This is a genomic window from Microbulbifer maximicatervae (SeqCode) (genome assembly GCF_052467225.1).
In genome coordinates, this window is record NZ_CP174303.1 from 95,030 (window position 1) to 108,521 (window position 13,492).

Consider the following 13,492-nt stretch of genomic DNA (forward strand, 5'->3'; position numbering starts at 1 on the left):
AGATCTTCAGCCTTAAACGAAAGTATACAAACTACTTTCCTGCAGCCAACAGACAAAGGAATTAACTTTGAAGGAACAAAAAATTAGGGATGGCAATGTAAAGACTTTTTTTGCCAAAATTGACGCTTTAGAAAGAATTTACGACAGTGAAAAAGACTTATCATTGTTCTTATGGCGAGCTTCACGCACTGATCAACCCTGCGAAAACCCCCTCTACCCAGACTTTACTCGCAGAGAAATAAGGAGTGGGGAATTCAGACCCGCCGATGTTACAGTAGAAAATCAAAATGGCGTAGACTTTATTATTCCTAAAGTTTATCAAAAAAACTCCTCAAGTATGTGGAAAGCCCAAGGTACATCTTTATTTAATAAACCAAACACATTCAAAGGGAAAAAATGGGAATATATTGAGATTCCAAAAGGCACAAAAATTCCATTAGGCATCCTTATCATCCAAGACGACTACAATGGCGCATTTGATGCTATTCATTATTCCATAGTTCCAGACCGCCCAATGTCAGTACAAAACTTTAAACTGTTGCTCAACCAATTAATGATAAACATTGAAAAACAGAGAAGTAAAATTAAAAATGCCAGTTATCGATAATGAAACTCTACTTGCCTCATTGCAGGCAGTCTTTAAAACTGTAAACCATTATAAAGCGCTACTTGATTCTGAAACGCTGAGGGACCCGGAGAACGTTTCAGAGTTGCTATTTTTCTACAACGAAGCTTTAGAAGCGTTAAAGGGTGTATATGAAGAAGAGGTAAGTAAAGGGGAGGACCTCCCTCCACTTCAAGCAATTATCAACCCCTCCAAAAAAACCTATTAACACTTACCTTCCAAGTGGGTGATATACTGAAAGCTATCACCCCATCTTTATTTAAGAGCATTCTTAATGCTTAATGAAACTCAATATACTTTTGAACCATCTGATGGTCAGCCCCAACTTCCTATAAATTTCAAAATTAACACATAGTTATATCACAATACACATAACTATAATTCTGTAAAATTTATCGTGTTAATATTTTTGAGCAACGATGCCTTCAAATTAGCATTATCTAGCGAACTCAATTGAGTAGTCAAAAGGCGTATTTTTTTCAATTAAATTTATCACTTTCCATATCTATCAAGCATACTAAAAATATTTAGCCCCTAAAGGATTAATGAATTAAGAAAAGGAAGGAAAACTATGAAAGCATTGACACTAAAAGCACCAGGCGGACTAGAAAATATTTCAGTTAGCGACATCGATGACCCGGGAGCGCCCGGCCCTGGCCAAATCCGTGTTGCAATTAAAGCCTCCTCCCTCAACTTCCACGATCTTTTGGTTGCCAACGGCGGTATTCCCACAGAAGACGGCCGTATTCTGATGTCTGATGGCGGCGGTATCGTGGATGCAGTTGGTGAGGATGTTACCGATTTTCAGGTTGGCGATTCTGTTGTGTCGTGCTTTTTCCCACAGTGGCCAGCAGGTACACCTATGGCTTCCGTGGGTAACTTTGCCAATACGCCTGGTGACGGTATCGATGGGATGGCCGCTGAGTTTGTTGTGCGCGATCAGAGCGCTTTTACCCTTGCCCCAAAAGGCTGGAGCCACGCTCAGGCAGCAACCATTACTACCGCTGGCCTTACTGCTTGGCGGGCATTGGTAGTAAACGGCAAGGTAAAACCTGGCGACACAATATTGACCCTAGGCACTGGCGGAGTATCTATTACGGTAATTCAGATTGCCAAAATACTGGGGGCCAAAGTTATTGTTACTTCTTCTTCCGACGAGAAACTGGAGCGCGCTAAAAAATTAGGCGCCGATCATGGCGTCAACTATCGCACCCATACACAGTGGTCAAAAAAGGTTATGGAGCTTACGGAAGGCAAAGGTGCGGACCATATTATTGAGCTCGGTGGCCCCGGTACACTAGAGCAATCGATCCATTCAGTCAGAGTTGGCGGCCATATTTCATTAATTGGTGTTTTAACGGGCCGCTCGGGAGAAGTGCCCACTGCACTGTTGATGGCCAAGCAGGCCCGGTTACAGGGCTTGATCGTTGGAAGCCGTAGGGATCAACGGGAATATGTCACCGCATTAGAAGCCAACCAGATACAGCCAGTGATTGATAAGACTTACCCTATGGAGGAACTGGCTGCAGCATTTGAGTACCAGGCCAGCGGGTCGCACTTTGGCAAGATCTGCGTCGAGTGGTAATGGAATAGCTCTCAATCTCGCCGCACTCTTAAAGCTAAGACACTTGTGAGAGCGCGGATTAACGATTCCTACTGAAATATGAGGGGGACACACCAAATTGGCCATAAAAAGCCCGGCGAAAGCTATCATAGCTTGCAAACCCTACCTGCCGAGCCACCTGAACAAGACTTGCTGATTCACAGGTGATTAAATCCCGCGCCCGGTTTAAACGGAGTTGGTTCAGATAATGTCCGGGGGTGCTATTAAGATGTTGCTTGAACAAGCGAGTTAACTGGCGATCGCTAACAGAAATACGCTCCGCCATATCGGAAACGCTGATTGATTTCTGGTAATTCTCCGACAGCCACTCCAATAGAGGATTGAGCCTCATACTGTCACTGGATTGCACTTTAAGCAGATCAGAGTACTGGGACTGCCCTCCCCTGCGTTGCAGATAAACCACCAGGTCTTTAGCCACACTGGCCGCAATAGTATTGCCATAATCCTGGCGAATCACTTCCAGGGCCAAGTCGACTCCAGATAGAATTCCCGCTGAAGACCACAGTTTTCCGCTTTCAATAAACAAAGGGTCCTGCTCAACCTGATAATTGACTGCTTGCTCGGCAAGCTGCCGGCAATGCCGCCAGTGAGTGGTAATACGGTGCTTTTGTTCCGGAAATATATCTGCTAGTAAGAATGCACCTGTACAGATACTCAAGACACGCTCTGCTTTGTCTGCGATTGCACGCAGCGCATTTACCTGCTTAGGACTTAAGCGCAGCTGCCGCATCCCAGTACCGCCAGTAATGACCAGGTAATCAATTTCCCTATCCTGGTAAATATCAAAATCCACTGATAGGGCTTGGCCGTACGCGGTTTTAACTGATGCATTGGTTAAACCTATCAAACGACTTGTATAGGCCTCACTAACGAAACTATTAGTCTCCATAAAGGCATCCAAGGGCCCAAAAAGGTCTAACGCCTGGAATCCATCTGCAACAAAAAAACCTATCCTCTTGGTCATAGCATCTCCTCCACACAGGGAATTGTACTCCAGTGGGCGCGTCTGCTATGACACATTTACGACACAAAACGACATTGGTACTTCACCTGAACTAGCTCAACATAGAACTACCTCCATGAAACTGAACCAGCCAATCTCATAAGGCTTGCAGAAGATCAGCTAGTCAGTCCAAATCCCACAGCAATTAAAACTCTACCATTCAGCTGTTCAATATTTGTAAGGTTCGTATTATCTAAATCATTTGTACCAAATTGGTCAGCTCTTATCCTAAGTAGGAAGTTTTACTTAATAAAAAATAATTTTTAAGAAAATACTCAATATGCAAATGAACCAACCATGATGCCGGTCAAGTAATAAAAATTAATTTAGAGTTAACCTTCAGTTTTATTCACCAAACAAACTGCAGTTATATTTTGCACCCACACCAAGTTCCCAATCTATAAAAAAAACAACTTATTACTCCAAAAGTACCAATACCTAAAGCACAAGAAATACAGTAAGGATGTATTAAATGGCGTTACAGAAGTCCCCCGGACAAAAAAGAAAATCAATGGTGCGTACAGTATGTATTTTAGTTTTCCTTATTCTGACTTACTTTCTGTCAAACTATTATTCTCGTGCCAACAATGAATCATTAAGTTGGGTCGAAAATCATCAAGCTCTAGATGCTGAAGTAGTAGCGTTAAGAGAGGAGGAAGAAGAGTACCGGGGCCGCAAAGGTAAAAAGCGCTATCGTACAAATTACTATATTGACTACCAGTTTAACTATGAAGATGAGGACTTTGAATCCTCCGCAGAGGTTTCAAAAGGAATTTATAGTCAATATGAACAAGGTCAACCTATCGAAGTATGGTTTCCAGAGGGCGACATCTACGGTCATGTATTGGCGCAGAATGCTCAAAGAGATGTCGAAAGTAACACACCTGTAGGAAACCTGATTCAAGCAGCACCTATCACTATAGGTATCTGCCTCGTCTTATATTGGATTTTAAGCTTCTTGTTTGTAAGGGAATCAAAAAAAGCACTACCCGAGGGCTTTTATACTGAGACGTCCTGGCTTGATATTGATGATAACTACCTCGTCGCCTTAGAAGGAGATGAACTCGTCTATTTTGATATCCCGAAAAAACAGGCTTTAACTGCTCAATCCGCCTATCAAGCGGGGAAATCCCCTGAAGAAATATATCATTTGTGTAAACCTGATACCGCAGCACGAATCCCTCTCAATGAAATAAGTTCACTTAGCAGTGACCACAATTCAGATGTAATAACTATCAAGCACGGGGATAAGACCCATTCTGTTGAGTTCTTAAATCAAACAGTAAAAGCGCACGCATTAGAACGTATCGAGAAACAACTACCTGAGACAATGGATTATCAGCATATTCAGCGGTCTCGTTTGCAAGCCACTCTACCGTCACTTGTGATAGCAATACTGTTAATAGGCCTTATCTACTGGCTTGACTCATTTATTTTCCGTGCGATAGTTGGTTTTATTGGGCTAACCTCTGTTGCCCCGAATCTTTTGTCCAAATTAATTAGTCCGACAGAGACACGCCTCTGGGAGAAAGTCGAAGAAACCTCTGTAGAGCACGCATAGTGCAGAAGATGGCCAGCTTCGGCTGGCCGCTTTTATAGAGCTATCTGTTGCTCATAATCAAGCTCAGCTATACTGTCCCCAGAATAAACATAACGTCAGTCTGAAGACCCATTGGGATAGCAGAGATTATGAACTTCTCTTCATTAGCTTTTGCCATGCTCACCACAGCTACTACTCCTAATAGTTGCACAGATGGTATCGCTTTACTCCGTGGAGTAACAGCCATCGCCGCTGAATACCCTTGGCTGAGTGCAGATAAAAAAGATTATATAGTCCGAGACTATCCACGAATGTACCTCGTGCTACCTAAAATACCAGGGGAGCAAACAGTCGGTAATGAACAGCCTAATGCTGCGGTGGATAAAGAAAGCTGCCAGGTTATTAATGTGTTTCTTTCGAGCTGATCTTATTTAGTATCTCAAAGCTCCCTACGGCTTAGTTCCGGGAGCTCTCCCCCTATCTACTACTACCCTTGCTCGGCATAAGTCAGTGTATTGTTATTTTCGTTACACTCATCGACGAGATTGGTAAAGTCAGCAGTTACCTCTAAAACCGCATCCGGATCAAAAACCCAGTAACCCAAAGTAAATACAATACTTACAGTGCCACCTGCTGGAATTGCAGGCGTCGCCTGTACATCGTTGGCTAGTGTATCAATATCTAAAAGGCGAGCCTGGCTGATTGGCGCTGCCAGAGCACCTATATTAGTGATATCGACCACGATAATGGATTGCCCGGTTCCAGGATTCCAGATCGGATCATAGATTTGGCTCACTATCAGGTCAGGTTTATTACATACACACAGACACATATAGTGATCATCTTCTTTGACACCATAAGGAGTTCCGACATAGCAAACCGACTTATCGTCAAACTGATTGCCATAGAGCCAGTGAGATGATGGGTCATTGACAGGTTTCTCGATTATTTCAGGGTCGCGAGTTACCTTACAAACACTGGTAGATTCAAAATCATCTATCAGGTCAGTAGCAGCCTCTGACTCAGGCACCCCTCCAACCCAAATTGCACAAGTCCGACGACATGTCAGTGGACCCTGCCCCTGCCAATAATTTGGAAACCAACCCGCTTCATAGTTTTGCATACTTAAATCTTGAATTGGATCTGCATAACTACTAGAAGCTAAAACCCCTAAAATAACTACACGCAATATAACTTTAAACATAACGCCCTCCATTTAAGTGAATACACCCTGCAAATTTACCCATTCCAGCTTCATGTAACTGAGACTGAATTTATGGGCAGAGCGATTGTAAACTGCGCTTAATGAATATCTATGGAGACAGCAAAATTCTGGCGGGCATTAATTTTGCTTGCTATTGAATGCAAACAAAAAATAAACACCTTCAAACCATGTATTTCTAATAACAATTAAAATAGAAAGCCACCTATCATACAAATATAAATAGCAAAATAACACAGCTGGAGCCAGAATAACAAATTGGAATAACCAGAAACTTATAATTCAGCCAAACTATAAAATGCTGCCATTACCGTACCGAGCATGATTAGTGGCAGATAAACAAAACTTAAAACCGAGCATTTAATACAGGTCGAAACCCACCCCTCTTTATAAATATTCTTTTGCATTACTAGTAAGTTTATTGGCATCCAAAGGAAAAGCAGTAGCAAAACCCCATAACATAAAATTTCTGCCCAGAACAAGGGCTCAACAGATTCTTGCAAGAGAAAAATAGCAGTTCCTAGCAACAACGTTAGGCTCACATAGGCATGACTATGGAGCGACACAATAACATGCTCCATATATAATTTTTCTCTACACGCATAAAGTAGCCACAATATACCTGAATATATTGGCAGCATAAGTAATAGCATTGTAGGGAGAGATCCGAAAAAAGCCTTGGCAAAGATTGTAGGATTTTCCGATACTCGATCAATATTACTCCTCGCCTTTTCGAATTCGACATCAAACCAATGACGCCATGCCTGTGGCATAAATTCTACAGCATAGACTTTTTCTTCAACAATTGAGAGTACCCAATTAAAAGATATCGACCATACTTCTTGCTTATTTTCTGCTCCACGAATTTTCAATTTCCTGCCACCAGGTAAATCCCAGTCAAATTGTTTCTCTGTATCACCTGTGGAAGACGGAGCCACTTTGGCGGCAACATTCTCGCTAGTGCGGATAGGCTGCTCTTGAGCAATACTCCAATCACTACTAATACGAATCAGAAAAAAGGCGCTTACGCAAAGAAAGATAAACAGCTTTACCGGGCTTACATATCGTGCTCGCCTTCCAGATAAGTATTCTATCGTTAAAAATCCTGGGGATAACAATAAAGCCGGCAGTGTTTTCCACAAGCGTGAATCAAATGCCACAAGGGTATTTAGAAAGTCTCTAATTACACTTGATAAGCGTCTCACAATACCTTCTGCTGACTGTCCACAGCCATAACAGAAATGCCCCAATAAAATTGTATTACAGTTAGAGCAATAATCTTGCCTCTCTACCGACGTTTCCTTTCGATTTCTAATACTCACTATATCTTCCGACTATATATAACTGTATACTTTAAATGTCCATCAATTTATATCGCTAAAATCGTTATTACAATCCAGCCAAGCTCCAAACAATGGCAAAAACCGCCCCAATTGATAATAAACACAAGTAAGCCATCCCCAATACTGAATATTTACAAAAGGTTACAAACCAGCCTTGCCTATATATACGCTTTTGCATCCAAAGGAGATAAACCAGAACCCAAAAAATCAATAAGGTTATCAGGGCCTCTAAAGCTAATGTTATAGCAGTATACCCGGCCATGTTAACACTTAGTATGTATAAGATATTTCCAATCAGGATACTTAGAAATATAAAAGCATGACTATGTAAAGCTACAATTAAGTGTTCCATATATAGTCGACGCTTAAAGATATAGAGCGCCCATAACATCATGGCAAACATTGGCAACATGATTAACAGTGCATAAGGAAGCGTCTTAAGAAATACTTTCTTGAACCGATTTGGATTTTCAGTAACTTGTTTAATATTCTGGTTGGCATTTTCAATCTTTGCATCCATCCAGTCTTGCATGGGCTTTGGCAGGCCTTTGATATCCATTCTTATTAATTTATTATCTGGATCATTGGCTGATGACTGCCAAACTGGCTCCGAATCCTCTTGGAAAATTATTCGCCCCTCATTACTGCCTTTAGCAATCTCATTTTTAATACCTCTTTTAATACCCTTTTCAACCACCTCTTTAGCTTCGGTAAGACTTATTTCAGCCTTCTTAATTTCTCCTAGCAGGCCTTTTTGTTCAGGAATTTCAGTATGTACTGGCCGACCCCCCTGCAAAAGGAGGTCGACACCCGATGCTTCTAACTGAGGTCCTTCTTTTGAAGCATCAGAACCCATAAAATTGATTGTCCAGTCTCCACTCAAACGGGTTACAAAAAGACTGGTGATACAGAGAAAAATAAATAGCCGTACAGGGCTTACATATCGAACACGACGACCAGAAAAATACTCTGTTGTTAAAAATCCTGGTCGGAAGAATAGCGCAGGTATGGTTTTCCATGTTCTGGAGTCAAACGCCAACAAGGTATCTAAGAAATCACCGATTACAGATGAAAAATGCCGCACCATACCTTTAACGGGCTGACCACAAGCATAACAATGGGGACCTAACAACTGTGTACAGCAGTTTGCGCACTTATTATCTTCATTACAAACACTTGCCATTGATGTCGTACTACTCAAGACCTACTTCCTTCGACATTCCCTTAAACTACTTACCACCAGTAATCGAAAGTCCAATTTTCTGAACAGAATTACGGATATAAAAATTTGCAATACAATATTCTGAATATAGACGGTGCTGCGAGCAAACTCTTTAGCTTAAATAACTTAACATCCAAGCAGCATAGCTTCACCAACACCAACCATTAAACGCTTATGCGTTTAATGGTTGGAATCCTATTAGGATATATCCTTATAACTCTGCCAAACTCCAAAATACAGTAAGAGCCGCACCAACAGATAATAAAACTAGATAGGCTAAACCCAAAAAAGAATACTTAAACAGGGTCATGATCCAACCCTGCTGATATACACGCTTTTGCATCCAAAAAAGATATATAGGAACCCAAAGAATTAATAGTGCCATCAAGCTGTTAAGAGATGAGGATATAAATGCGTACCCTTCCAGTTGACTACTTATACTATAAAACAGGTTGCCAATCAGAATACTCAGGCAGATAAAAGCCTGGCTGTGTAACGCTACAATCAGGTGCTCCATATAAAGTCTGCGTTTAAAGACGTAAAGCACCCACAGCATCATGGCAAATATTGGCAGTATGACTATAAGAGTTGACGGAAGAGCTCCCAAGAATGCTTTTTTGAAACGATTTGGATCATCGGTCACCCTTTCTACATTTTTATGGGCGTTCTCTACTTTACGGTTAACCCAATCTTCTAATGGTTTGGGAAGCCAATCAACTTGAAGAAACTCTCTATCTAACTCACTAATAGTCTCATTCAATCCTGAGGCCAGTTCCTCTTTAGAAAGGTTTTCCGATCCATTCTGGCCTCCATCAATCTCACTTAAATCTTCATTGAGTTTATGCAAACCACCGGTAAGCTTCTCTTGTTCGCTAATCAGATTTTTCTCAACATCTTCCAAAACAGCGACAGCATAACTATTGTTAACGTGCTTTTCTTTGCCTTTTCGAATATCTTCGATGGCGTCGTTATAACCTTGGCTCGCTTTTTCAACATCGACTGACTCAACGTCAACATTTCCAAAATTAATAGCCCAATCACTATTTATCTGGGTTACAAAGAAGCTGGTGATACATAGAAAGATAAACAAGCGTACAGGGCTGACATAACGGACCCGTCGACCAGAGAAATACTCAGCGGTTAAAAATCCAGGTCTAAAAAACAGAGGGGGTATTGTTTTCCATGTGCGGGAATCAAATGCAAGCAGGGTATCAAAAAAGTCTCCAATTACTGAGGAGAAATGACGAACCATGCCTTTAACCGGTTGACCACAGGCATAGCAATGGGGCCCCAATAGCTCTGCATGACAATTGGCACAATGGTTTGGATTATAATCCGAATTATTTGTAGAGGTTGCAGTGCTCATTACCGCTCACCGAATCACTGATTATCTTATTTACCTGGCAAAAGCTTCCAGGCCCAAGTATCTGCTAACGAACCAGAACCGAAATACCTCAATTAGCAGAACTCTACTAATATCCCGAATATCAGCTGGAGTACAATTTTTTTAATGACTTATAGGTATTAAGGGAGAAGTAAAAGAAACGCGCCGACTATTAGGCGCGTTTCGAAGGGAATTTGGCATAAATTGCCGGTTGCTAATTATCCAAAAGGAAGCGTGCAATTGTACGCAGGCCGTGCCCTTTAGCACCTGGCGCCCACTGATCATTGCCACTGGGCTGGTAAGAGCCGGAAAGGTCCATATGCACCCAATTGCGCCCTTCATCCCGTACAAAGCGCGCCAGGAAGGAGGCTGCCGTAGATGCACCAGGACTTCCCTCAATACCAACATTGGCGATATCGGCAAAGTTGGACGGGGTTTGCTCAAGGTGGAAACGCTCTAAAGGCAGTCTCCACGCCTTTTCATTTTCCTCAGAAGCTGCAGACAATACCTTTTGGGCTGCTTCATCTTCAAAACTAAAGACAGAGTTGAAATCCCGACCTACAGCCATCTTTGCTGCACCGGTCAGAGTAGCGGCATCCAATAACCAGCGAGGATCTTCTTCCGAAGCTGCAATTAAACCATCGGCCAGCACCAGGCGCCCTTCAGCATCGGTATTCAGTATTTCTACACTCACTCCGTTTTTATATTTAATAATATCGCCCAATTTAAAGGCATGACCGGAGATCAGGTTTTCTGCGCAGCAGAGATAGAGTTTAACCCGCTTGTTGAGACCTCTGGCTATTGCAAGAGCCAAGCCTCCAGTTACCATGGCCGCGCCACCCATATCGGATTTCATTGTGGCCATGTTGTTGGACGGCTTAATGCTGTAGCCGCCGGAGTCAAAAGTAATTCCTTTACCCACCAAACACATATCAACCGGCGCCTGGTCATCACCCGTCGGGTTGAAGTCCACTTGTAACATCACGGGCTCACGTACACTACCACGCCCAACGTTGTGGATACCGACAAACCCTTCACGCAGCAGGTCATCCCCGGCAACTATACGGTAAGTTACCGCACTGGGAGCCAGCTTTTGCAGCATTTCTGCAGCGCTCTCCGCCAATACACGCGGAGACACATCATCAGGAGTACCATTAGTAATTTCACGAACCCAGCGACTGGCATTTTCACGGGCGGCGAGTTCTTTTAACTCGGCGCTGTCATCAGTCCCCCAGTCAATTTTGTTGGATTTACGCGGGTTAAAAAAACCTGCCCAAAATGCCCAGCGGCTTTCAATGCTCCACCCTTCTCCTTTGAGGACAACATCGTTGACCCCCATACCATCGAGCTTTCGGGCAGCTCGCTGCGCTGCAACCAACACAGCGCCTTTCGCAGCGCTAATATGAATATTGGCAGCGCTACCATCAAAGCTCAGCAGTGCTGATTCTCCCCAGGGTTCCGGCGCAAAGCCCTCAACCAAATGAATATGCATAGCCTTTGTCATACAACACCTATTTTGAAACTTGTGTACCAATTTTATCGGTATTTCTCCTGCATTCTAACAGGACATTAAAAATACTTGATGATTGCACCGCCACCGAGTCGACAGATAAACTGTGAACCAAGACAAAATAACTATTAAGTAGAGAAATTCGTTAGGGAAGAATAAATGGCTGATTCCTGCCACTATCACACTAGCAAGACTGCATCCTGGCAGTGCCAGCCCTGCAACCGTCAGTTCTGTGGCGAGTGTATTCCGGGTTCGAGTACCAATTACCATGGGCAGGGCCCCGAATGCCCGCTCTGCCGCGATAGCCTGGAATATATTGGAGCCAGTAACAACGCCAAGCCTTTTTGGCAAATGGGACTATTTTACTTTCTCTATGCTTTTAAGCCTGGCCCTCTAACAATCATGGCTGTTGCAGCAGCTGGCAGTATGGCAATAACGTCAATGGGTCTTCTGGCCCTTGTCGCTTTGGTAGCCATTGTAGCTGTTGTATCCCGCTACAATCTCTTGGTCATCGAAAGACTCGCAGGAGGCCAACTGGAAGCCCCTCCGCTGGCAGATGCACTTGATGGCAATGGTGCAATGTTATTTCTGAAAGTCATTGGAATGACATTGATCGCCGGTTTTGTTGGCTACAAGCTTGTACAATTTACTGGAAGCCTCAATGTCATAATGATTTATGCGGCCGCCCTGTCATTTTTAGCGCCGGCTGCAATGATTGCCTTAGCGCTTACCCATAGTTTGAGGTCCGCAATCAACCCACTCAAATTATTGGAATTTACCCTAATCATTGGCTGGCCCTATTGGTTGCTGTTAATTATTACCAATATCATTTCTTTCGCACCCAATATACTAATGGCCGTGGTCAGCGATAAACTGCCGGCTTGGGCAATTTTCCCGACCACAGCAGCCATTGTCTCTTACTTTTCCATCGTCTCAAGTGCTGTGATGGGGTATATCTGCTTAACTCGACAGCAAAAACTGGGAATAGCCTCAATACAAGAAGATGATGAAAATTACTTAGAGGAAAATGAATTCCTGTGTAAGCGCGCTCGGGCTGAAGCGCAAATATTTTTACGCGAAGGGGACTTCAAGGGCGCTCGCCAGGCTTTGGTTGAAGGGTTGCGCCGCTTCCCTAACGACGAAACTCTTAATGAGCGGTACTACCGCCTTTTACTTGCTACTGACGATAAAAAAGCCCTTCAGGAGCTGGGGCCACATCTATTAGAAAAATTTGTACAGATAAATCGCCCACATAAGGCAGCTGAACTGTATTTGGCCACAGAGCCCAGCCCGCCTGTGGCTAAGCCGGAGATACGCCATGCACTAGCCAAAGTGCTATACCAACAGCATAAGTACCAATTGGCAGCACAGCTGCTCAATAATTTACATAAAGAGGCCTATCCACAACTCGATGCTGCCTATCTGTTATTGGCACAAGTGTATATGGATGGATTGGGTAGAGAAGACTTGGCAAAAAAACTACTGCACTTTGTCCGACAGAAATTTCCAGAGAGTACTTTGCGTTCTGAAATCGATACCCTGTGGAAAGTACTTAACAGCACTGCCGAAGTTCACTAAATAGCAAAATATGGGTAGCCATCTATAGTGGCTACCCTAAACCTAGCCCGATATTCGCTACCAATGCTTTAGCGCCCGATTCCATAGATACAAACCTCGCGCAAAAACGTTGTAACCTTTATTCAAAAACCACCTAAGGCCGGCTAGCTTCGACACCCTAGCCTTCCATTGCTCCTTGGGAGAGTTCTCCCAAATTGTAATAAAAGCTTCGTAGCCTACTTTCAGATTTCCATCCGCATCCAATACATGCAACCGCTCACGGACAAACTCTAAATCTGTATTCAGTTCCTTCGCTTTATCTTCATCAATATGAACATCCTCCCAATCCACTTGGCAGGAGACGGACTTTTTCTTTTGTGCTGAAATTCCTGCGTTACAAACTGGACAAGCAGAATTATAAAAAACCCGAATCTTTTCAGGCATAAGCTAAAAATCCATTCT

At 43.0% G+C, this 13,492-nt stretch carries 13 protein-coding genes; 6 read left to right on the forward strand and 7 right to left on the reverse strand.

Translation table 11 applies throughout. The features are described from left to right. Window positions 1–67: 67 nt before the first annotated feature. The 3 genes from ACJJIZ_RS00455 to ACJJIZ_RS00465 all read left to right on the forward strand — a co-directional run bounded on the left by ACJJIZ_RS00455 (window position 68) and on the right by ACJJIZ_RS00465 (window position 2,210). On the forward strand, window positions 68–607 hold the full coding sequence (locus ACJJIZ_RS00455) for a Tse2 family ADP-ribosyltransferase toxin (protein WP_108731580.1): 540 nt from the start codon (window positions 68–70) through the stop codon (window positions 605–607). After that, entirely contained in the window at window positions 591–833 is a 243-nt protein-coding gene (locus ACJJIZ_RS00460; RefSeq protein WP_444914878.1) for a hypothetical protein, read from the forward strand. The genes ACJJIZ_RS00455 and ACJJIZ_RS00460 overlap by 17 nt, the downstream gene beginning before the upstream one ends. Window positions 834–1,196: 363 nt before the next feature. Beyond that, window positions 1,197–2,210 (forward strand): zinc-dependent alcohol dehydrogenase family protein, encoded by a 1,014-nt coding sequence (locus tag ACJJIZ_RS00465; RefSeq protein ID WP_444914879.1) that lies wholly within the window; start codon window positions 1,197–1,199, stop codon window positions 2,208–2,210. Between the two features lie 58 nt (window positions 2,211–2,268). Here ACJJIZ_RS00465 and ACJJIZ_RS00470 read toward each other — a convergent pair whose 3' ends face one another. Next, window positions 2,269–3,213, reverse strand: a complete 945-nt coding sequence (locus tag ACJJIZ_RS00470) for a GlxA family transcriptional regulator (RefSeq protein WP_444914880.1) — start codon at window positions 3,211–3,213, stop codon at window positions 2,269–2,271. A 511-nt stretch (window positions 3,214–3,724) separates the two neighbouring features. Between ACJJIZ_RS00470 and ACJJIZ_RS00475 the strand changes: the two genes are divergently transcribed. Further along, window positions 3,725–4,813 carry a hypothetical protein gene (locus ACJJIZ_RS00475; protein ID WP_444914881.1) on the forward strand — a complete coding sequence of 363 codons (1,089 nt, stop codon included), beginning with the start codon at window positions 3,725–3,727 and terminating at the stop codon, window positions 4,811–4,813. A gap of 128 nt (window positions 4,814–4,941) precedes the next feature. Next, window positions 4,942–5,217, forward strand: a complete 276-nt coding sequence (locus ACJJIZ_RS00480; RefSeq protein ID WP_444892674.1) for a hypothetical protein — start codon at window positions 4,942–4,944, stop codon at window positions 5,215–5,217. 62 nt (window positions 5,218–5,279) lie between these two features. Here the strand turns inward: ACJJIZ_RS00480 and ACJJIZ_RS00485 are convergent, their stop codons facing one another. From ACJJIZ_RS00485 to pepB, 5 genes are all read right to left on the reverse strand, one after another. Next, window positions 5,280–5,996 (reverse strand): CARDB domain-containing protein, encoded by a 717-nt coding sequence (locus ACJJIZ_RS00485; RefSeq protein ID WP_444914882.1) that lies wholly within the window; start codon window positions 5,994–5,996, stop codon window positions 5,280–5,282. A 293-nt stretch (window positions 5,997–6,289) separates the two neighbouring features. After that, window positions 6,290–7,336 carry a DUF3667 domain-containing protein gene (locus ACJJIZ_RS00490; RefSeq protein ID WP_444914883.1) on the reverse strand — a complete coding sequence of 349 codons (1,047 nt, stop codon included), beginning with the start codon at window positions 7,334–7,336 and terminating at the stop codon, window positions 6,290–6,292. A 67-nt stretch (window positions 7,337–7,403) separates the two neighbouring features. Further along, window positions 7,404–8,558, reverse strand: coding sequence for a DUF3667 domain-containing protein (locus ACJJIZ_RS00495; protein ID WP_444914884.1), 1,155 nt, complete (start codon window positions 8,556–8,558; stop codon window positions 7,404–7,406). A gap of 232 nt (window positions 8,559–8,790) precedes the next feature. Next, on the reverse strand, window positions 8,791–9,945 hold the full coding sequence (locus tag ACJJIZ_RS00500) for a DUF3667 domain-containing protein (RefSeq protein ID WP_444914885.1): 1,155 nt from the start codon (window positions 9,943–9,945) through the stop codon (window positions 8,791–8,793). A gap of 232 nt (window positions 9,946–10,177) precedes the next feature. Then, window positions 10,178–11,467, reverse strand: coding sequence for an aminopeptidase PepB (gene pepB / locus ACJJIZ_RS00505; protein ID WP_444912019.1), 1,290 nt, complete (start codon window positions 11,465–11,467; stop codon window positions 10,178–10,180). A 165-nt stretch (window positions 11,468–11,632) separates the two neighbouring features. Here pepB and ACJJIZ_RS00510 point away from each other — a divergent pair, with 165 nt between their 5' ends. Further along, complete coding sequence (locus ACJJIZ_RS00510) at window positions 11,633–13,051, forward strand: hypothetical protein (protein ID WP_444914886.1); 1,419 nt, start codon at window positions 11,633–11,635, stop codon at window positions 13,049–13,051. A 57-nt stretch (window positions 13,052–13,108) separates the two neighbouring features. On the opposite strand, the gene ACJJIZ_RS00515 is transcribed toward ACJJIZ_RS00510, so the two are convergent. After that, window positions 13,109–13,474, reverse strand: coding sequence for a thiol-disulfide oxidoreductase DCC family protein (locus ACJJIZ_RS00515; protein WP_444906538.1), 366 nt, complete (start codon window positions 13,472–13,474; stop codon window positions 13,109–13,111). Between the last annotated feature and the right edge of the window lie 18 nt (window positions 13,475–13,492).

Bases quoted from the DNA above. Each gene is read 5' to 3' on its own strand.
- ACJJIZ_RS00460 (WP_444914878.1), top strand. From the start codon at position 591: ATGCCAGTTATCGATAATGAAACTCTACTTGCCTCATTGCAGGCAGTC.
- ACJJIZ_RS00465 (WP_444914879.1), top strand. From the start codon at position 1,197: ATGAAAGCATTGACACTAAAAGCACCAGGCGGACTAGAAAATATTTCA.
- ACJJIZ_RS00470 (WP_444914880.1), bottom strand. From the start codon at position 3,213: ATGACCAAGAGGATAGGTTTTTTTGTTGCAGATGGATTCCAGGCGTTA.
- ACJJIZ_RS00475 (WP_444914881.1), top strand. From the start codon at position 3,725: ATGGCGTTACAGAAGTCCCCCGGACAAAAAAGAAAATCAATGGTGCGT.
- ACJJIZ_RS00480 (WP_444892674.1), top strand. From the start codon at position 4,942: ATGAACTTCTCTTCATTAGCTTTTGCCATGCTCACCACAGCTACTACT.
- ACJJIZ_RS00485 (WP_444914882.1), bottom strand. From the start codon at position 5,996: ATGTTTAAAGTTATATTGCGTGTAGTTATTTTAGGGGTTTTAGCTTCT.
- ACJJIZ_RS00500 (WP_444914885.1), bottom strand. From the start codon at position 9,945: ATGAGCACTGCAACCTCTACAAATAATTCGGATTATAATCCAAACCAT.
- pepB (WP_444912019.1), bottom strand. From the start codon at position 11,467: ATGACAAAGGCTATGCATATTCATTTGGTTGAGGGCTTTGCGCCGGAA.
- ACJJIZ_RS00510 (WP_444914886.1), top strand. From the start codon at position 11,633: ATGGCTGATTCCTGCCACTATCACACTAGCAAGACTGCATCCTGGCAG.
- ACJJIZ_RS00515 (WP_444906538.1), bottom strand. From the start codon at position 13,474: ATGCCTGAAAAGATTCGGGTTTTTTATAATTCTGCTTGTCCAGTTTGT.